At 41.1% G+C, this 19670-nt stretch carries 21 protein-coding genes; 7 read left to right on the forward strand and 14 right to left on the reverse strand.

Going from position 1 to position 19670, the window contains the following annotated elements; genetic code table 11:
* Positions 1 to 161 precede the first annotated feature (161 nt).
* The 3 genes from sspA to NSQ83_RS15330 all read right to left on the reverse strand — a co-directional run bounded on the left by sspA (position 162) and on the right by NSQ83_RS15330 (position 2819).
* A complete protein-coding gene (gene sspA, locus NSQ83_RS15320) occupies positions 162 to 371 on the reverse strand; it encodes an alpha type acid-soluble spore protein SspA (RefSeq protein ID WP_003223491.1) in 210 nt (69 codons plus the stop codon).
* Between the two features lie 93 nt (positions 372 to 464).
* A complete protein-coding gene (gene thiI / locus NSQ83_RS15325; RefSeq protein ID WP_088467330.1) occupies positions 465 to 1670 on the reverse strand; it encodes a tRNA uracil 4-sulfurtransferase ThiI in 1206 nt (401 codons plus the stop codon).
* A 3-nt stretch (positions 1671 to 1673) separates the two neighbouring features.
* Complete coding sequence (locus NSQ83_RS15330; RefSeq protein ID WP_017695727.1) at positions 1674 to 2819, reverse strand: cysteine desulfurase family protein; 1146 nt, start codon at positions 2817 to 2819, stop codon at positions 1674 to 1676.
* Between the two features lie 194 nt (positions 2820 to 3013).
* Here NSQ83_RS15330 and brnQ point away from each other — a divergent pair, with 194 nt between their 5' ends.
* Entirely contained in the window at positions 3014 to 4351 is a 1338-nt protein-coding gene (gene brnQ, locus NSQ83_RS15335) for a branched-chain amino acid transport system II carrier protein (protein WP_003229322.1), read from the forward strand.
* Positions 4352 to 4446: 95 nt separating this feature from the next.
* On the opposite strand, the gene ezrA is transcribed toward brnQ, so the two are convergent.
* Positions 4447 to 6135, reverse strand: a complete 1689-nt coding sequence (gene ezrA / locus NSQ83_RS15340; protein WP_072173619.1) for a septation ring formation regulator EzrA — start codon at positions 6133 to 6135, stop codon at positions 4447 to 4449.
* 196 nt (positions 6136 to 6331) lie between these two features.
* Between ezrA and hisJ the strand changes: the two genes are divergently transcribed.
* A complete protein-coding gene (gene hisJ / locus NSQ83_RS15345; RefSeq protein WP_088467331.1) occupies positions 6332 to 7138 on the forward strand; it encodes a histidinol-phosphatase HisJ in 807 nt (268 codons plus the stop codon).
* On the opposite strand, the gene refZ is transcribed toward hisJ, so the two are convergent.
* Positions 7135 to 7758, reverse strand: coding sequence for a transcriptional regulator RefZ (refZ, locus tag NSQ83_RS15350; RefSeq protein WP_014477663.1), 624 nt, complete (start codon positions 7756 to 7758; stop codon positions 7135 to 7137). The two genes, hisJ and refZ, sit on opposite strands and share 4 nt — an antisense overlap.
* A gap of 126 nt (positions 7759 to 7884) precedes the next feature.
* On the opposite strand from refZ, the gene NSQ83_RS15355 reads away from it, so the two are divergent.
* Positions 7885 to 8376 carry a GAF domain-containing protein gene (locus tag NSQ83_RS15355; RefSeq protein ID WP_195727748.1) on the forward strand — a complete coding sequence of 164 codons (492 nt, stop codon included), beginning with the start codon at positions 7885 to 7887 and terminating at the stop codon, positions 8374 to 8376.
* 37 nt (positions 8377 to 8413) lie between these two features.
* Here NSQ83_RS15355 and NSQ83_RS15360 read toward each other — a convergent pair whose 3' ends face one another.
* Positions 8414 to 10153 (reverse strand): diguanylate cyclase, encoded by a 1740-nt coding sequence (locus NSQ83_RS15360; protein WP_195727747.1) that lies wholly within the window; start codon positions 10151 to 10153, stop codon positions 8414 to 8416.
* 294 nt (positions 10154 to 10447) lie between these two features.
* Here NSQ83_RS15360 and rpsD point away from each other — a divergent pair, with 294 nt between their 5' ends.
* A complete protein-coding gene (gene rpsD, locus NSQ83_RS15365) occupies positions 10448 to 11050 on the forward strand; it encodes a 30S ribosomal protein S4 (protein WP_003229304.1) in 603 nt (200 codons plus the stop codon).
* A gap of 210 nt (positions 11051 to 11260) precedes the next feature.
* Positions 11261 to 11413 carry a hypothetical protein gene (locus NSQ83_RS15370; protein ID WP_181280876.1) on the forward strand — a complete coding sequence of 51 codons (153 nt, stop codon included), beginning with the start codon at positions 11261 to 11263 and terminating at the stop codon, positions 11411 to 11413.
* Between the two features lie 249 nt (positions 11414 to 11662).
* Here NSQ83_RS15370 and NSQ83_RS15375 read toward each other — a convergent pair whose 3' ends face one another.
* From NSQ83_RS15375 to NSQ83_RS15385, 3 genes are all read right to left on the reverse strand, one after another.
* Positions 11663 to 12109: a YfmQ family protein gene (locus NSQ83_RS15375; RefSeq protein WP_192857960.1), complete on the reverse strand. Its 447-nt coding sequence runs from the start codon at positions 12107 to 12109 to the stop codon at positions 11663 to 11665.
* 188 nt (positions 12110 to 12297) lie between these two features.
* Positions 12298 to 12450, reverse strand: a complete 153-nt coding sequence (locus NSQ83_RS15380; RefSeq protein ID WP_165882336.1) for a PhrK family phosphatase-inhibitory pheromone — start codon at positions 12448 to 12450, stop codon at positions 12298 to 12300.
* Positions 12447 to 13562: a Rap family tetratricopeptide repeat protein gene (locus tag NSQ83_RS15385; RefSeq protein ID WP_327839342.1), complete on the reverse strand. Its 1116-nt coding sequence runs from the start codon at positions 13560 to 13562 to the stop codon at positions 12447 to 12449. Before NSQ83_RS15385 ends, NSQ83_RS15380 begins: the two co-directional genes overlap by 4 nt.
* Before the next feature lie 338 nt (positions 13563 to 13900).
* Between NSQ83_RS15385 and NSQ83_RS15390 the strand changes: the two genes are divergently transcribed.
* Together NSQ83_RS15390 and NSQ83_RS15395 are read left to right on the forward strand one after the other, a co-directional pair.
* Positions 13901 to 15520, forward strand: coding sequence for a T7SS effector LXG polymorphic toxin (locus NSQ83_RS15390; RefSeq protein WP_327839343.1), 1620 nt, complete (start codon positions 13901 to 13903; stop codon positions 15518 to 15520).
* Between the two features lie 11 nt (positions 15521 to 15531).
* Positions 15532 to 15948 carry an immunity 70 family protein gene (locus NSQ83_RS15395; protein WP_043858636.1) on the forward strand — a complete coding sequence of 139 codons (417 nt, stop codon included), beginning with the start codon at positions 15532 to 15534 and terminating at the stop codon, positions 15946 to 15948.
* 33 nt (positions 15949 to 15981) lie between these two features.
* Here the strand turns inward: NSQ83_RS15395 and NSQ83_RS15400 are convergent, their stop codons facing one another.
* From NSQ83_RS15400 to NSQ83_RS15420, 5 genes are read right to left on the reverse strand one after another with little or no spacing between them, the layout of a single operon-like run.
* Positions 15982 to 16803, reverse strand: coding sequence for an N-acetylmuramoyl-L-alanine amidase (locus NSQ83_RS15400; protein WP_327839344.1), 822 nt, complete (start codon positions 16801 to 16803; stop codon positions 15982 to 15984).
* A gap of 43 nt (positions 16804 to 16846) precedes the next feature.
* Complete coding sequence (locus NSQ83_RS15405; protein WP_046663946.1) at positions 16847 to 17269, reverse strand: holin family protein; 423 nt, start codon at positions 17267 to 17269, stop codon at positions 16847 to 16849.
* 59 nt (positions 17270 to 17328) lie between these two features.
* On the reverse strand, positions 17329 to 17514 hold the full coding sequence (locus tag NSQ83_RS15410) for an XkdX family protein (protein ID WP_041850135.1): 186 nt from the start codon (positions 17512 to 17514) through the stop codon (positions 17329 to 17331).
* The gene (locus NSQ83_RS15415) at positions 17515 to 17880 is read right to left on the reverse strand and encodes a hypothetical protein (protein WP_327839345.1); all 366 of its coding nucleotides are present in this window, start codon (positions 17878 to 17880) and stop codon (positions 17515 to 17517) included.
* An 11-nt stretch (positions 17881 to 17891) separates the two neighbouring features.
* A complete protein-coding gene (locus tag NSQ83_RS15420) occupies positions 17892 to 19664 on the reverse strand; it encodes a phage baseplate upper protein (RefSeq protein ID WP_327839346.1) in 1773 nt (590 codons plus the stop codon).
* Between the last annotated feature and the right edge of the window lie 6 nt (positions 19665 to 19670).

The raw sequence follows: 19670 nt of genomic DNA on the forward strand, positions 1-19670 counted from the left end.
CTCCACCCATTATACATAAATACAGGCTCTTTCCGTAAGGATATGCCTAAAAGCAACCTCTGTAAACATAGATTTTATAGGCCGCTGGTCCTTTTTTATATGTAAAAAATGAAAAGGAGTGGGGATACCCCCACTCCTAAGCCATTATGTGAAATTGTAAATTAGAATTGTCCTCCGCCCATGTTTTGTTGAGCAAAAGATACAAGACGTTTTGTGATCTCTCCTCCAACAGAACCGTTAGCGCGAGAAGTTGTGTCTGCTCCAAGGTTTACACCGAATTCAGAAGCGATTTCTAATTTCATTTGGTCGATCGCTTGAGCAGCTCCTGGTACTAAAAGGTTGTTGCTGTTACCTGAGTTATTGTTAGCCATGTGTCTCACCTCCTTGTGAGTATAGAATGTGTCAAAACACATGGCTTCATTCAGAAAAACTTTGGTAATTGTATACAGGAGCTGAAAATTGATTTAAAAGAGTTCAGCGAATTTATCGTTAGCTTCTTGTTCGCTATAAAGGGTTATTGTCTCAATGTTATCTACCGCTTCTTGAATATACGGCTCGAAATCAACAAAGCTTTCAAAGTGTTCAATTTTCTCTTTTTTAGGGCGTGTTTTCGGGCTTGGCGGTGTAAAGATCGTGCAGCAGTCTTCAAACGGCTGAATGCTTGTCTCATATGTGCCAATTTCCCGTGATTTTTCGATGATTTCTGTTTTGTCCATGGCGATTAGCGGACGCAAAATCGGTGTTGACGTCACCGCATTAATTGCATACATGCTTTCAAGCGTTTGGCTCGCTACCTGACCGAGGCTTTCTCCCGTAATAATGGCAAGCCCGTTTCTCTTTTCTCTTATTCTGTCGGCGATCTGAAGCATGAGGCGGCGGGTTGCCGTCATTGTGTAATTTTCAGGAATTTGTTTTTGGATGAGCTCTTGCGTTTTTGTAAATGGAACAATATGAAGTGTCATGCTTCCCCCAAAACGGGACAGACATTTCGCCAGATCCATTACCTTTTGCTTTGCGCGCTCGCTTGTGTATGGCGGGCTGAAGAAATGAACAGCTTCTACCGACAATCCCCGTTTCATCGCATAAAAACCGGCCACAGGGCTATCAAAACCGCCAGAAAGCATCAGCATCGCTTTTCCTGCTGAACCAACTGGCAGCCCGCCTGCACCTTTTTCATCACGAATTGTCAAAAATGTTGCTTCTTCCCTGATTTCGATTCTGAGCGGGATGTCTGGGTTGCGAACATCGACCGTCAATCCTTCTGTATTTCGCAAAATATGGCCGCCGATTTCAGCGTTCATCTGGTTTGTATCTAATTCAAATTGCTTATACGCTCTCTTTGTCGCGACTTTAAACGTATCACCTGGTTTATACTGATCTTTGATAGCCTTTAGTGCGGTTGCCTTAATATCATCAAGGCGGCTGTCACACTTAATTGCCAGGCTGAAGCTTTGAATCCCAAACACTTGCTTTAAATGAGGAAAAAGAGCCTCAGGATCCTCTCCATTTAATGTAATCGTCATACGATCCCTGTTGGAAAAGTATTTTAAATTCGGATAGTCTTTCAAAACGAGTCTGATGTTTTGTTTTAAGCGCTCAATAAAGCTTTTTCTGTTTTTGCCTTTGGTCGAAATTTCCCCAAAACGAATTAATATATGATCGTAATTCATGTTCTACCTCATCATTTCCCTTAATTTTTTGATGCCAGGACGAAGCGCGTTCATAAACGGTTCTGCCACATCGCTTGTCTGGCTGTAATTTAAACTGATTCTGATGCTGCTTCCGGCAATCTGCTCTCCTTTGCCCATCTCTAAGAGAACCTTGCTGGGTTTATGTTCTTTTGCCGAGCAAGCCGATGTTGTGGAGACGAAAATATCCTGTTCCTCAAGCATGTGTAAAAGCACTTCCGCTTTAATCCCCGGTACAGAGAAATTAATAATGTGCGGCGCGCTATTCATTTGAGGCGTGTTGATAACGACGCCCTCAATTTCACTCAGCCTTTTCATAAACAATTCCTTTGCGGCAGTCATCGTGTCAAGCCGTGTGTCAAAATCAGCAGAGGCCAGATTAATGGCCTTGGCAAGCGAAACCGCACCAGCAGTATGTTCTGTTCCGGCCCGTATGCCTTTTTGCTGAGAGCCTCCCGTTATGAGCGGAATAAGGCGTGTTCCTTCTTTTACAATAAGTGCGCCTGTCCCCTTTAGGCCGTGAAATTTATGCCCCGAAATTGAACATAGATCAATGCCGGCCTTTTCAATTGCCAAGGGCACTTTATAGATGCCCTGCACATAATCGACGTGAAACAAAATGTTCGAATGCTCTTTCAGCACTTCTCCTGCCGCTTCAATCGGCTGCACGGAACCGACTTCATTGTTCACATGCATCATGCTGACAAGCACGGTATCGGGACGGATGGCTGCTTTTAGATCTTCAATAGAAACAAATCCGTCTTCATTCACAGAAAGATAAGTGATATCAAACCCGAACAACTCTTTCAGCTGTTCTAACGATTCCGTAACGGATGGATGTTCAATAGAAGTGGCAATGATATGTTTGCCTGTTTTTATCTTTGACAAAGCCGCTCCTTTTAAAGCCGCATTATTGGCTTCTGTGGCGCCTGACGTAAATACAATATCATATTTTTTTAGGCCTAAGGACCTTTTGATTTGATTTTTGGCTGCTTGAAGCAGCTGTTCCGTTTCGGCTCCATATCGGTGCAAAGATGAAGGATTGCCAAAGTATCGGCTGCTTGTCTGTTCATATACGTTCAAGACTTCATCGTAAGGCTTCGTCGTTGAACTATTATCTAAATATATCATCTTTTTTACTCCTTTATGAAAGCGGTACAAGGTATGATATTTATGTTACCATAACAAAATTTAATAGAAAATTACGAAAAACTAGTATTGACTTCTAATTTTTTTACCATATAATAAGATTTGTTCGTTTCGTCATATTATCTGACAATTAATTGACAGAATATTTTAACATAATTATTAGGAGGATTTTTTTCATGAAACACTCACTGCCTGTCAAAGATACCATTATTATTGGTTTCATGCTATTTGCGTTATTCTTTGGAGCAGGAAATATGATTTATCCGCCGGAACTTGGACAAGCAGCCGGACACAACGTCTGGAAGGCCATCGGCGGATTTTTACTGACAGGGGTAGGCCTGCCGCTTCTCGGCATTATCGCCATCGCATTAACCGGTAAGGACGCTAAAGGCCTTGCTGACAAAGCGCACCCTGTTTTCGGCACAATCTTTACTGTGGTGCTTTATTTATCAATCGGACCATTATTCGCCATCCCGAGAACAGGAACTGTTTCATATGAAATTGGCGCTGTTCCGTTTTTGACTGGCGTACCAGAAAGACTTTCTTTATTAATATTTACACTTATCTTTTTCGGCGTTACGTACTATTTAGCGTTAAACCCATCCAAGGTTGTCGATCGAGTCGGAAAAATTCTGACTCCCATCAAATTCACAATTATTTTAATCATTGTTCTCAAAGCCATCTTCACGCCGATGGGCGGATTGGGCGCCGTGACAGAAGCATATAAAGGAACACCGGTTTTTAAAGGATTTTTAGAAGGCTATAAAACAATGGACGCACTTGCTTCAATTGTATTTGGCGTTGTCGTTGTAAATGCTGTAAAAAGCAAAGGCGTTACACAGTCTAAAGCTCTTGCTGCAGCCTGCATTAAAGCAGGTGTGATTGCCGCTTTAGGGCTGACTTTCATTTATGTATCCCTTGCTTATTTAGGTGCAACAAGCACAAATGCCATCGGTCCTGTTGGTGAAGGAGCTAAAATTTTATCTGCGTCTTCCCATTATTTATTCGGTTCATTAGGCAACATCGTACTCGGAGCAGCGATTACAGTCGCATGTTTAACAACAAGCATCGGCCTTGTCACATCTTGCGGCCAATATTTTTCAAAACTTATTCCGGCATTATCATATAAAATTGTCGTTACGATTGTCACGTTATTCAGCTTGATCATTGCGAATTTCGGACTCGCGCAAATTATCGCGTTTTCTGTTCCTATTTTATCAGCTATCTATCCGCTTGCCATTGTCATTATCGTTCTTTCCTTCATCGATAAGATCTTTAAAGAAAGACGCGAAGTGTACATCGCATGCTTGATCGGTACAGGACTTTTCAGTATTTTAGACGGTATCAAAGCAGCCGGTTTCTCACTTGGATCTTTAGATGTGTTTCTAAATGCGAATCTTCCTCTTTACAGCCTCGGCATCGGCTGGGTGCTTCCAGGAATCGTCGGAGCGGTTATCGGCTATGTGCTGACCTTATTCATCGGACCATCCAAACAGCTTAATGAAATAAGTTAATGTCACAGAACGCCTGCGTTATTGCGCAGGCGTTTTGTAATGAAAAAAAGAGCCTGCTCATTACACTGCGGGCTCTTTTTCATGGTCGTGATTATCTAAGCGGATATGTCAGCTTTGATTTTTTCAACTGCACCTGGCGCAGCCTTTTCTACAGCGGCAGCGGCAATTTCATAAGAGTCGTCATAATCAAAAGCATAAAAACGTCTTTCCGCTTCTTTCAGCTGTTCAGATAAAATATGATTCTGGCTTCTGAACCGGTTTCCGAACTGAATGATTTTTTCAATGAGGATGACCTGCTCGACAAGTTCCTCTGATTCCCGGCTTGCCCTGTTGACGATATCTTCTGCTTGTTTCAAATGGGCTCCGGCTTCTTCCATATTTAATGGAAGTTCGTTTAGTTGATTGACCGTTTCTTGAATATGATGATGCGCGTTCTCCAGCATCTCTTGAATATGGCTCGGAATGCCTGGAATGTTGCTAGTCTTCAGCAGTCTTGCTGTCTCAGAAATTGTTTTTTTCAAATTGCTGAGCGTCTCCCTCGCCTGAAGCTCTTCTTTTCTCAGCGCTTGCAGATTTTCACGATACTCGTCATGCTCTTTTTTCACTTCTTCAATTTGCTTCTCTATTGAAGCAACTTCTTCCACTAAAAGTGAGTAGGCAACATGCTCTGCATCGAGCTTATCTTTAACGGATGATAGCAGCTTCCCAATTTCATCAAGGCGCTTTTCAAAAGCCTGCTGTTTGCCGAGCTCACCGGCTGTCAGCCTGTAGCTTTCCTTCACCAGCTCAGTTTCCGCTTTCGTATGCTCTTTCTCTTCTTTAAGCTTGTCGTAAGCAATAATCAATTCAGGCATTTTGCTTAGTACGGATTGACCGGCTTCAACTTCGCCCTCCAGCTGCTGATAAACAGATTGAATATTTTCGTCAATGAGCTGCAGGATTGCGGATGCTTCATCAATATCCAGCTCAGTCATCAGGACATGTTCCGCTCGTTTCAGCTGGTTTGACAGATTTTCTAATTCCTTATCAAGCTGGATATGCTCAAGCTTGTACCCTTTTTCTTTCATTTCGCCATAGCCATCCTTGAGCTTTGCAATCTGTCCGGGCACCGTCTGTTTACAGTCAGCTAACAGCTTCGGCACGTCATCTATGTATGACTGAAGCCGTTCAAGATTGCGGTCCTGCTCAAGCAGTACTTTTCGTGCAGTAATATAGTTTCCGCCTTCTGTTTCTTCTTCAAATTGTTTGATGCCGCTCCAAATTTCGTCCAGATCCTTTTCAAGGCTGTCATAAAGCTCCCCGTAAAGGTGGCTGTAAGCCAGCAGGTTTTTTCGAGATTTCGAATAGCGCTCCCTCACCTGTTCAATCTCTTCACGGCTCTTTTCCTCACTTGTGACAAGATCGCTGATTTCCCGAAGAATCTTTTCAATGCTTGATTCAGCCGCTGTCAGCAGGTCGTCGATATGAACGAGCACTTGATTGGCCTTTTTAAACCGGTATTTGTCTGCATTTTCCTCGGCATCATAAAGGAGCTCTTCAACTTTCGGCATGTGGGCTGTGACAATCTCGTCCCATTCTTCACGCCACTTCTCAAAGAACTCTTCTGTCTGACCCGTCATTTTTAAATGTTTTATTTTAGACATTTCTTCCACGATCGACCGATTCAGAATTTCAATCTTCCACGATTCCAGCCGGTCGATTTCGGCGTAGATTTTTTTCCTGAAAAAGTAGCCTGCCGCAAACAGCGCAAGCAGTACAATTAATAATCCAATGACAAACTCCATAATGAGCCCCCTTGCTGTTTACCTTAATCTGTCAGGGTGTTTTATTTATTCAGAAAGATTTCAGGATATGTATTGAGAAAAACTGTCGTTTTCATTGTTATTATGATACCATGTAACAAACATTTTTTGACCAGAAATCAAAAACTTTTTGTGCAAAATCGGCAGGATTTGACTATTTTTTCATGGGGTGACATCAATGCAAAAGCGAGACGGACATATTCACACACCATTTTGCCCTCACGGCTCCAATGACACACTCAGACAATATGCAGAAGAAGCCTTAAAAAAAGGGTTCGAATCGATTACTTTTACCGAACACGCCCCATTGCCGCCCTCTTTTACCGATCCCACGCCGCTGAAAGACAGCGCGATGGCGCAAGCTTCTTTGGAACGCTATATTCATGAAATTTCCGGATTAAAAAAAGAATATCGCGGACAGCTTAGCATACGGACAGGTCTTGAAGTCGATTATATCGCTGAATTTGAAGACGAAATTACATTATTTCTGGACACATACGGGCCATATTTAGATGACAGCATCTTATCCGTTCATTTTTTGCTCACAGACTCTTCCTATCTATGCCTTGATTATGACGAGCATACCTTCAAAGAGCTGATTTCAGCCTGCGGAAGCATTGAAGCGGTATATGAACAATATTACCGGAGTATCTATTCTTCCATTGTAGCATCTCTCGGCGTTTATAAGCCAAAAAGAGTCGGTCACATCACACTCGTCCAAAAATTCATCAAGCTGTTTCCATACAGCATGTCAGAACATATTCGCGGCCTCGTTTCCCTGTGCCTGAATGCCATTGAAGAAAACGGAATGGAGCTCGACTTCAATACTTCCGGCTTAAGAAAAACTTACGCTGGCGGTATTTATATCGAGGATTGGATGCTGAATGAAGCGAAGCAAAAGAAGATCCCGCTTGTGTTTGGGTCAGATGCCCATCAAGCGGGAGATGTCGGATATGCGTATGAGGCGTTTTTGGAACGGTGCTAGTTGGTGAGCGCCACGTCTCCTGTCCGGAAGACGCTTCTGATCCAAATCTTGATTTCTTCAAAATACATTTTATAAAAATACGGCTCGTGCGGCTGCATGTAGAGTACTTCTGAAATATATTGAGGCTGGAGATAGGGCATCATCAAGAGAGATTTTAATTGGAGAATAAAATGAGGCAGCGGCAGCGTTAAATATTCACGCTGTTTTTCTCCTTCCTCAATGATCAGCTGGAAGATATACTTTTCCTTCATTAGATATGTCGACATAATTTCCCTGATTAATGTGGAGTCAATTGTGACTTCCCGGTAGACAAAACGAGTTAATTGACGATGATTATGCTGATAGGATAAAATATCGAAAACCAATTGAAGAAGCTGTTCCTGAGTGCTTTGAGAAGAGATATTGCTTGCCGCTGTTTCAAGCGTTTTGCTGTAGCCCTCGTAAAACTCTGAAACTAAGTGTTCCATCAAGCCTCCTTTGCCTTTAAAATAGTAGGAGATGTGCGCAACATTTACATCAGCTGACTTTGCGATTTCACGGACAGACGTGCCAGAAAATCCTTTTTGGTTAAAAAGCATGACAGCAGATTCAATAATTTTGTCTTTGGTGCTTACTTTCATACGGCTCACTCCTTCCTCTTGATACTATTCAAGCAGAAAGCCGCTGTTCCTGTAAGAACTTATCGACAAATGCCGGCAGAAAAGCCGGAACTTTGTTTTATATTATAGAAAAAGTGAGGGTTTTCCATGTTCCATGTCGAAAAACAATCTGGAGATAAAGAAAAAGACTATCAGCTTCTGCTAAAACAGCTCGAAGCCATGACCGAAGACGAAACAGACCAAATAGCTAACTATGCAAATGCCTCAGCACTGCTGTATCATTCGCTGCCTGAAGTCAACTGGGCGGGTTTCTATTTTGCCAAAGAAGAGGATGGACAGCTTGTGTTAGGTCCGTTCCAAGGCCTGCCGGCATGTGTTCGGATTCCTTTCGGCAGAGGGGTTTGTGGCACAGCGTACGCAAACGGAAAAGTGGAACGTGTTGAGGATGTAAACTCGTTTCCGGGACATATCGCCTGCGATGCAGCGTCTCAATCAGAAATTGTGCTTCCGATTCGTGTAGACGGAAAAATTGTCGGCGTCTTGGACATCGACAGCCCAGTGAAAAACCGTTTCGACGAAATTGATGAAAAATACTTAACTCAATTTGCCGAAACGCTAGAAAAAGCGTTAGCGCAGTAATATAAAAGCCCAAAACTGATATCGTTTTGGGCTTTTTTTATTTTATTGAGTCATGAACCATCAAGCGGTTTTTCCCGCTCCGTTTCGCGCTGTAGAGCGCTTCGTCTGCCTCATGCACAAGCTCTTTCAGCGACTTTTTTGTTTCTGTCGTCCAGCAGGAGATACCGCAGGAAATGGTTACCTCGGGTTTCGTATTTTTTCTGACCGCGTAAACCAGTCGCTCAGTAATCCGTTTCCCCACTGCAACCGGCACATTTGGCAAATAAATCGCCAGCTCCTCTCCTCCCCAGCGGGCACCGACATCATGCTTTCGGATGTTGCTTTTAATCACTGAAGCGACTTGAATTAAAATCTCGTCCCCAGTCTGATGGCCGTACGTATCATTTACATTTTTAAAATTATCAATATCAACAAGAATAAAAACACCCTTTTGATGGATTTTCATGCTGTATTGAATTTTTTCATCTAAATACGCTCGTGAATACAGTTCAGTCAGCTGATCTGTTTTCACGAGATGCTCAAGGCGGTCGCGAAGCATTGAATTGGTTACAGCCAGTGTCGCGTGATGAATCAGCGCCTGAAACAGCTTGTACATTTCAAATGTAAAAGCGTACAGCTCCTGTTTCAATAAAACCGCAAAGCCTAAAAGCCGGTCGTTTTGAATCATCGGAGCAGCCATCAGCGAGCCGTACCCCGCCTTCCCAAAAACAGACTGGCCATTCCCGATGAAAACCCCTTTTTCACCTTCATACAGCTTTTCTTTCAGCTCATTATAAAAATCTGACGGTTTCGCTTCTTTAAAAAATGCTGTGCCGCCTGGAAGCAATTTTAGATTTTCAAAATGGTCTATATGAAAAAATCCCACTTCTTCTGCCTGAAACGATTCTGCCATTCTCACAGCCAGATCATTCATTGTATCAGTCAATGTCAGCCGCTGATTCAGGCGTCGTGATGTTTCATTAATCAATTCCAAATTTGCGATGCTTGCTTTGGATTGTTCGTAGAGCTGGGCATTTTCAAACGCTTTTCCCGCGGCGTTTGCTAACAGCGACATTTCATCAAGGCAGGCATCAGTAAGAAAGCCGTCTCCCGTTCCTTCAGCCTTCAACACCCCGTATGTGCCCTGCTGTCCTTTGATCGGAATATAAGCGGCAGATTCATTTTTCCGCAAAATGTCTCCGGACAAATACACTTTGAGCGCAAAGGAATCGGATTTTTCCCCTTCCATATACAGCTCTTTTGCAGGAATCCCTAAACATTGGTCTTGATCGTGCGATATAAATAAAGAAAACTCAAAAAGAGAAAATGTGCTGGTCAAGCTTTCTAAAAGCTGCTTCAGCACATCTGTCTGATCAAGCAGTGAATGGAACAGCTCTGTCATTTTGTATATCTTTTTTTGGTAGATCGTTTTGTTATAGAGTCTTTCCTGTTTCATCGACTGGTTTAAAAATGAAGCAACCACCTCCGGAAGCCCTTCAGGAATCTCTTCATCCTGCCTGCACGCAAGATGGAAACACCTGCCGGAGCCGTCCTCAATTAGATAACATGATGCGTTTATTTTTGAAGCGGAAAAATGCGCTTCACCATCTGCCAGTTTTGTCACAAAGTCTGATGATGACGGTGTAAGCGAAACACAAAGGGTTGAAAAATAGGTTTGAATAGCAGAAATCAGCCATATGAAAGAGTCGGTGAATGTGACTTTTTCAGATTTGGTTAATAAAAAATCGAGCATATGATAATGAAAGGCGGATAATTGATCTTTAGTTTGTTCTACCATGTTTTTATCACCTAAAAGTTTACCACTAATTTTTGTTTATTATATCATAAACGGTGAAGCAATAATGGAGGAATGGTTGACTTCAAAACAAATAAATTATATAATGACCTTTGTGTGAAATATTGCAGCCTTTTTGTTCAGCTTCTATGTTTTCATTTTGTTCCTTATCAATAAGGTGTATCGTGTAACTCTCTGCTGCTGGAGCGAGGATACATGAAAACAAAATGTGCATGGTCGAATAGAGCAGACGGTTTTTATTTTCCACAAAAATAAAACCAAAGGAGGAGTCACATTATGGCTCGCTATACAGGTCCATCTTGGAAACTGTCCCGCCGTCTAGGAATCTCTCTTAGCGGTACAGGAAAAGAATTAGAAAAACGCCCTTACGCTCCAGGTCCACACGGCCCAGGACAACGTAAAAAATTATCAGAATACGGTTTGCAATTGCAAGAAAAGCAAAAGCTTCGTCACATGTACGGTGTAAACGAACGTCAATTCCGCACTTTGTTTGACAAAGCTGGCAAACTAGCTGGTAAACACGGTGAAAACTTCATGATTCTTTTAGATTCTCGTCTTGATAACGTTGTGTACAAGCTAGGTTTAGCACGTACTCGCCGTCAAGCTCGCCAATTGGTTAACCACGGTCACATTCTTGTAGACGGAAGCCGCGTTGACATCCCGTCTTACCTAGTGAAACCTGGTCAAACAATCGGTGTTCGCGAAAAATCAAGAAACCTTTCTATCATCAAAGAATCTGTTGAAGTGAACAACTTCGTTCCTGAATACCTTACTTTCGACGCTGAAAAGCTTGAAGGTACTTTCACTCGTCTTCCTGAGCGTTCTGAACTTGCTCCGGAAATTAACGAAGCGCTTATCGTTGAGTTCTACTCTCGTTAATTAAAATGCTCTTTAAAGAGCATTGGATTAAACCCTAGAAACGTTGTTATATCAACATTTCTAGGGTTTTTCTTTTGGATTCTGCTATGTAGAATCTTGTATTTCCCCTTATTTATTTGGGGGGGGATTGGGGGAGGTTTTGGGGGGATTAAAAATGATGGACAGACGCTCCCTCTCTTTGAATGATACACTCTGAAAAAGGAGCTACATATGAACATAAACAAAACAAGGGGTTTACTGTATAAGATTGCGCGTATCCTTGGTGATGTTCAAGCAGCCAAAAACGGCACACTTGGAAAAAGAGTAGCTCGACGTGCAGCCGGAAAAGCAACAAATAAATTATTGAAAAATTTGTTCAAATAAAAGGGATTTAGAAAAAATGAAGATCACACGTAAGTTACCGATAAGGAACCTTTCAAATTGATCCACCTGTAGGCACGCATCACGACCAAGCGATCGGAATGTGTTTAGGTCGTGAAATAATAGTAGGCGCATAAATAAAAAAGGCCCTTCTCGTATGAGAGAGCCTTTTTTCATCATATGGATGGTATTTCTTCCAATGTTCTTAATTCTTTTTTAGGGCTTGTATGTGGCCGGTTTTTTAACTACTCCTTAAGCCAAGCTCCCTGATACTGAGTTAAACTCGTTTTGAAGGCTTTCAGATAGCAGGCGATATGCAATAACTTTCTTTCTATACTGTTTTACTACATCAATATGATCGTCATATCTGTACACAAACAACTTCACATCTTTTTTGCCTTGTTTCGTATCTATTACCAGCGGTTTACCGCCGTTTTCTGGATTTAAATAGCGCTCTTCGTCGCCTGGATAAATATAATATTTCTCCATAAAAACAGCTTTATTAAATTGATCAACCACTTGTTTTTTTCTATTATCCTCCAAACGTTTTCCATCGAAAGAGATAACAGCATCTTCTGCGTTCAACTTAGAATGGACCGCAAATTTACCGAGGAGCCACTCTATAACACCGGACGGAAGACAAGTTAATACAATTTTCACCAAACTCATGAGGATCAACAACAAGATTGCCCAAGTCATACTTCATCATCTCCGTTAATTTCCTTGTAATTATTCTAACATAAAAACTTGTATTAAATTTTATACTTTATGTGACAGTTATATAAGAAGAACTTCGTGTTCGTGAAGTCAAAATCTGCATGTAAGTACAAGGCTTTAGTATGTTAGGCCTTTTTTCCACAAAAAAAACCCTTTTCAGGGTTCTTGTATTAAGTGCCAACAGGTCTTTCTGCAATTTGTATTTCTGTTCCAACTGGTTTTTCACTAAAATGAAAGTCAGATTGAGTAATCAAACTAGTGCCAACAGCTAATCCACTTAAGATAATAGCTGTAACAGACACACGAAGTATTAATCTTTTCATCCTATTCCCTCCAACTGCCTCATTTTCTTTTCGGCTAAAATAGCTCGTTTAGAAAATTCAAGAGCATCCTTATAACATTCTTTCTCCTCGCAGTACCGAGAGATAATCAAGGATAGATCAAGAACACTGTCTAAGTCATTCTTTTCTTGAAGGAAATGAATATAACTCAAACAATGCTCAATCGTTTCGTTTTGATTATCTTGAAGAAGTTTATAAATGATGTTTATTTTAGCCTCATACACTTTATTCTCTTTTTGGTTCAAATTTTCCTGTCCTTTTTTGTAATAATATACAGCCTTATCCTTTTGGCCCATGAGGAATAACTCTTTTGTGACCATGTAAAGAGAGTTAATGTAATAAACTGATTGTCTCCATTCTTTGTTTCGGATTGCTTTTCTTAGTGCATTAAGACAGTCTTGGGATCTATTTGCTGCTGAGTACGTAATACTTAAATTGTGATGGATTTGCGCTTCGAAAAATTTATCATCAAGCTCTTTTGAAATTCTAATCGCTTGGAAATAGGCTTCTTCAGCTTTATCAAATTGTCCTAGATCAGTATAGTTAGTTCCAACAACCATCAGTGCAGTTGCAAACTTTCTTTTGTAGTTTTCATCCCCTTTATAATTATTGAGTGCGTTGTTTATATAATTTAATGAAACGATACTTTGCCGTAGCATCATATACATTGACGCCACTTTAGAATAAAATTCAGCAGCTTCAATTTCATCCGGAATGACAGATAACTTTTTCTCTGCGATTTTAAAAAGGCTTATGGCATTCTCAAAGTTTCGATTATATGACTCGTATAACGCTTCAAATAAAAAAAAGTAATACTCTATCATGTGATCAGTTTTTTGTATTTCTTTTGCGTGTTTTTTATTGAAATATGAATGTTTGGGGAAATCTGATCCTTTTACTTGGTACAACATCATTTTATGTCTCTCTTCAAGCAAAGAGTAATACATCAATACCTCTTGATCTTCCACCATTTCATCAAACAGAGCTTTAACCTCTTTAAAGTATTTCTCGGCATCCTCTACATTTTGCTGTTTTATGGCGATATACCACTCATTTAAGATATTAGCAACATACTCAGAAGCAAGTTTACTCATAATAAACCCCTCTTTCTGTCAAAATTCTAAATACTCAAACAAATATTAACACACGTTTAACATTTTATGTCATATATAGAAATAATTTTCGACATAGCGCAATTTATTTTTCGTTATGGCGCAAATTTTCTTTAGGGTAATTTTTACTATTTTTTAAGCATGAAGAACTCATTAAAAAATGAGTCTGTCGAACTTAATACTATGCGGCCAGAATTCAACCAAGTTAATAGTACCTATGTAATTCGAATCATTCTTGTAACGACATATTTATTATCAGCTTCTCCCTCCTAAACTATGGTAAAATCCCTGTGTTAAATTCCATATGAAAGGATATGATCATGAAGGTATTTGAAGCCAAAACACTGCTTTCCGAAGCTGAAAACCGTGCAAAAGAATACAAAGATTTAAAAAGTAAAATGGCCAAATTAAAGAAAGCATTTAAAGCTGTCGCTGATTTAGATGATAGCGAGTTTTCAGGTAAAGGTGCAGATAACATCAAATCATTTTATGAAGATCAGGCCGGCATTGCTGACCAGTGGATTGATCTAATTGAGATGAAAATATCTTTTTTAACGAGTATTCCTGGTATCTTAGAAGACGCCAGCTTATCAGATGCCTACATAGAAGAATCCTTCCTAGAGCATGAGTTGACCAATGCTAATTCTAAATCAAAATCCATCATCTCAGAACAGAAAAAGGCCATCAAAGACATCTTAAATGAAATACACGATGTCCTTCCTTTAGATGTTTTTTCGACAGAAGATTTTAAAAATGAGTTATCCTCTGCTGAGAAAGAGCGCAAAAATGCAGTCGAGAAAATAAGTGAAGTCGATGAGAATCTGACGTCAGAATACGCCCTATCAGAAGCAAATGAACAAATGATTCAGGCTGATTACCAAGCACTCATAAACGCAACTGCAAAAGGCAAGAGTCCCTCTCCCATCCACTATAATGCCAAGGCTTATAGGGACAGTGAAGTCCACAAGATGACTGAGGATGTAAAAAAACAATCGACTGAGTATATCTCCTTTAAAGATCAACAGGCCGAACAAAGAAAGATAGCAAAAGAACAGGAAGAGCTTGCAAATAAGCCATGGTACGAAAAAACGTGGGATGTTGTTTGTAATTTTACAGGGGAAGTCTCCGGATATTATGATTATAAGAGAGCTGCTGATGGAGTTGATCCTGTAACCGGTGAAAAGTTGACAGAGGGCCAACGTGTAGCAGCTGGCGCAATGGCTGCAGCAGGTTATGTGCCCATTGTGGGATGGGCGGGTAAATTAGGCAAAGGTGTAAAAGCTGTGTATTCAACTAGCAAAGCGATCTACAAAGCAGACAAAGCGCTTGATGTCTATAAAACACCTAAGTCATTTCACGCTCTTCAAAACTCCAGCAAAGGACTTTACGGTCTCGCATCTGCAAACGGTTTTAGCGAAGCAATAACTGGCCGGGATATGTTTGGAAATAAGATTTCTGATGAGCAACGTCAAAACAGCCTTAATCATGCGTTATCAGTGCTTGGTGGATTCGGCTTACGTGGAGTTAATACTAAACTAAATGCCAAAAAACCAACTGGCTCTAAAAGACCATCTTGGCGCCAGTCAGAAGTTGACGTTGGAAAGGATTATCCCGGATACAAAGACCAAGTATCCTTTAAAGAGAGAATCGAGGTAAAACACGGAACTAAGGACAGCTCCCGCCCTGATTTTTATAATACAGGGCATAGCATTGAGGTAAAAAATTATAAGTTGACCACATCGTCAGGAAGAAGTAATCTTGTTAGAATTGTATCCAATCAATTTAACAAAAGGATAAAAGACTTACCAGAAGGAACAAAACAAACTGTTATAATAGACGTACGTGGTCAGACAGTATCGAGAGATATATTAAGAGATGTCAAAAGAAAAATAGATGAAAGAACGGATAATAAAGCAGAAATAATATTTAAAATGGATTAGGGGTGTCTAATATGGCAGTAGGTTTTATGGTTGACTGCTTTTTCTATGAGGCGGGACACGGCGACTTTGTTCATTCATTTTTTTCTACAATCTCATATCATTTAGAAAAAGATGGATGGGGAACAAAATATCCTTTATTAATGAATAACTTATACCATGATAAATTAGAGTGGAGCGACGTTCCAACTGCTAGAGAGAATTTAAAAGAAATTGAAGCAGAACTTTCTAAACTCCCTCCTGAAAAGGTTATTTGGGATATTGAAGACTTATCAAAAAATCCTCCTTGGGGTGATAACATAAGTCAAAAAGTAACCAATCTATCAAACTATTTCGCGACAAACGACGGACAAACTTTCTTTGAGGTGCTATATAAGGCTATGGATGCTTCAGAGGAAGATAAATGTGATATGACTATTCGAAATGTATAAAAGAGAAGCCCTTTTAATAGAGGGCTTCCTTTGTTAATTTAACAGAGCTGCCAATTTTGCTTTTGTTTTCGGTCCGTAGATACCATCTGCTGAAAGCCCGTGCATCAGCTGGAACCGTTTGACTGCGTTTGCTGTTTTTGGACCATACACGCCGTCAATGCCGTTATTCTTTGCCCCTTTGTTCGGATAGAAATAAAGAGCAGACAACGCTTTCTGAATCTGTCTTACATCGTCTCCTTTACGCATCGGGCTTGTCACTTTATAGATGCCAGAAGGCAGCGCATATGACGTTTTCTTGCTGCTTGATCCTGTTGTTTTCTTTTTGGCTGGACTTGTTTTGCTTGAGCTTGTTTTCCCGCCGCCCAACGCCTTCAATTCTTTTTCAATGGCAGCCTTAACCTCATCCCATCTTCCCTCTGACAAAATACGGTGCGGGCAATACTTTCCGCTCCAGTCTTGATGCTTCCGCACACGATCAATACCCCAACCGCGCTCTTTAAGGAGCTGCGCCACAAACTTGATTGCCAATTTTTCAGCAGCGTAGTATCTAGCGCCTCCTGACTTGCTATAACAAATTTCGACACCAATCGACTTACGGTTCCCGGTGCCATTTGTGCCGTCTCCTGTATGCCATGCGTTACGATTTAACGGCAGCCCTTGAATAACCTCTTTGTCATCGACTGCAAAATGAAAGCTTGTCGAGCTAGTATTTCCGATCATATAACTGATCTCATTGGCAGCTGACGCATCGTTTGCCGTATTATGGATTGTGATGTATTCCGCGTTCATGGCATTAGGGCATTTCAAAGCGTATTTAGCCTCAGATACAAGATTCTTTTTCACTGTGATTGTCATAAGTGTTCTCTCCTTTATTTTCGATATAGAAAAAGCCGCCGGGTTATCCAGCAGCCTGTTCATCCTTTTCGTTTGTTTGTTCGTTGTCATTTTCGATTACGTGAAGTCGGTCAGTAATGGCAGCCGGAATCTTAACGCCAATCTGTGCAAGGTTCTCCGTAATGGAAAGCCCCTCATTGGCGATATAAAAAAGAACGGTTCCAAATGTCAGGACACCGTTCAGATTGAGGATTGTATCTACGATATTTGCCACAATGACCACCAGAAAACTGAGCATCTTACGCACATAACCGAACCATGCGCTACGGCTGCGGAGCTCCTTAAACTTCCACGCTTTCACCACACCGGTAAGGATATCAATGATGTTTAGCACCAGCATTAAATCAAGATATTTCACACCCCCAAACAGATAAACTCTCGCTAAATCCAATGTTTCAAAATTAATAAACACCGTTGTCTCCTCCATTTCTTGTTATCACCTCCTTAGAGGCAAAAATAAAAACGCCTATTAAGCGTTATACTTCTTTATTCAGCCCCAGCAGGTTCGCTAGTTTCCCCAAAAGGGGCGTCGCTGGGAGTCGGGTAATCCTTTCCGGTGATTTCTTTGTATTGAATATCTGTGATCTTGCCTAATTCTACGTATTTAGCAACATCTTCATCGTTGTAAGCTTTCCAGCTGTAGCAGTATTGAATACATTTGAACCATTCCATTTACAACACTCCTTTTTCAGTCAAAGACATTAATAGACTCGCTATTGTTTCGGCTTGCTCTTGCGATTGTTTTTGCGTTTCCGCCAGCTGCATGAGCAGCAACGCGTTTTGTTCTTTTAATTGACTTACCGGCGACACATCTGTTGCTCCAATGCTTAAAATCTCGTCAATCTCTTCCTGTGTGGCTGTTTCTGTCCATTCCTGATTCTCAGGATCAAACTTTGGTTTGAACAAGGAAGGAGAATCAGGCAGAGCAACGGTCGTGCAGTCAGCTGGGATAACATAATTGCCCGACTCGTCCAATTCTGTAACTAATACCGGCTCAACATATTCTAAATTCTCATCATATCTATAAACCTGTAACATTCTTATCCTCCTTAATCTAACGGAATCGGGTTAACATCCATATAATAGCCAGTTACTGCGTTGTTATCATTGGACATTAAACCAGTCAATTTTAAATCTCCCGAGCCGAAAACAATGAGTTTACAAATACCAGTTATTCCGGTCGTTGACGCGAGAACAACCGCACCGTTACTCGGAACCACAGAGGAAGGTATTGAACCAATTACCACTTCCCGCGGTGCTGTAATCTGTCCTCTAAACAAAAGCCAGATCCCCCACTTAGCATACTGGAAGGGCCTGTCTCCATTAGCTGCTCCGTTTTTCAGTGTGACGTTTTGCCAAGAAATACCCTCGTAATCGGCGTCTGTTATAAGCTTTTTCCATCCTTTAAAAACGCCGTTAGTGTGGACTGTAGCGTGCCACATAGTGTTATCGTAACTCCTCCAAGCGAGGATTGATTTTCTCCCGGAATCCCCATCTATAACGTCATAATTGAACCATGAGCTATCATTTGAAACGGGGTTGTTTTTCACTAGATTTCCGGAAGCAAAATAAAACCCAGAGCTTAGCGTAAGAATATCAGCCCCATCAGCTAATTGGGTCCGTTTCCCGTCATCCTTTGTCAGCTTTGCCAGCTGGCCGCCGTTCCATTTATCTCTTTCAATTTGTGTAATGTGACGAATAGAATTGTAATTATGGGCGTTAAACTCCGTTAAAGGCGCCTGCTGGACATTATCGACTTTGTCTAAGCCTACTTGCGCTTTTGTTACGGCATGTGGGTTGTCTTTTCTATTGGCGTGAGCATCTACCTTCGACTGAGCACCCGTGATAGACTCTGCAGGAAACCAATTGATCTTCGTATGATTCGAATTGTAATAGAACCACCAAGCATTACCGTTCACGTCCACGGCATAGCCAATGCCGATCCCCGGCTGCCCTACCAACTGCAGACCACGCAAGCTTGATGATGACGGGTTATCAGTAACAGCATTTGTCCCATAAAAAGAGACGGTCCCGACATCTTTAAGGGAATCATAAAAAGAGCCTTCTGTGAGGTTATATTTCTGTGTCCCGTTCTCTGCCGTTATTCTGAAATTTTGACCGTTATTCCACTTTGTTCTCTCACTAGAAGAGATATGTTTGGTTGCATCCGATACATGCAGGTCAAAATCTTGTTTAGGAGCTTGCTGCACATTGTCTACATTCCCCAACCCTACTTGACTTTTTGTAACACCGTGAGGGTTGGCCTTGTCGCTTGTATGAGTGTCTAAATTTGACTGGACAGCATCGGCCTTTTCCTGCGCACCCGTCTTCGTCTCAACATTATCCAAGTCTTTAAATTTCTCCTGAAGGTCAGCAACGATTGTCTCAACTGACTGCTTTAAGTCCTCAAAGTCTTCGATATAATACTCAGCACTTGGCGCAATATCTGAATCGATTAAATCCTTGTTAATTTCAAAAGTAAACTTAATGATTCCCAGCGATTGTTTATTGTTGTAATAGAGATTGAGAGACGCCTGAACCCTGCCGTAATGCTTAATCTCATCACTTGTCAAAACGTATTCAGCCTTGCCGTTTTGCTTATCGACAATCGTTATATTTTTGATAAACTTACTCCCGTCCGCCATTAACATGACAAGCTTTCCGGTAACTGCGGACAAAGGTAAAGGGACGCCATTTTTGAACAGATGAAAGCTCAATTTGGCCGTCCCTATATCTTGTGTGCTGAAATTAATGTTTGTAATTCTGAAAGCTCCGGTGCTAGTGCCAACATTGGCACTAATCGCAGCATCTTTATAGATCATGTTTTC

Source organism: Bacillus sp. PS217, assembly GCF_037963535.1.
GTDB classification, from domain to species: Bacteria; Bacillota; Bacilli; order Bacillales; family Bacillaceae; genus Bacillus; species Bacillus subtilis.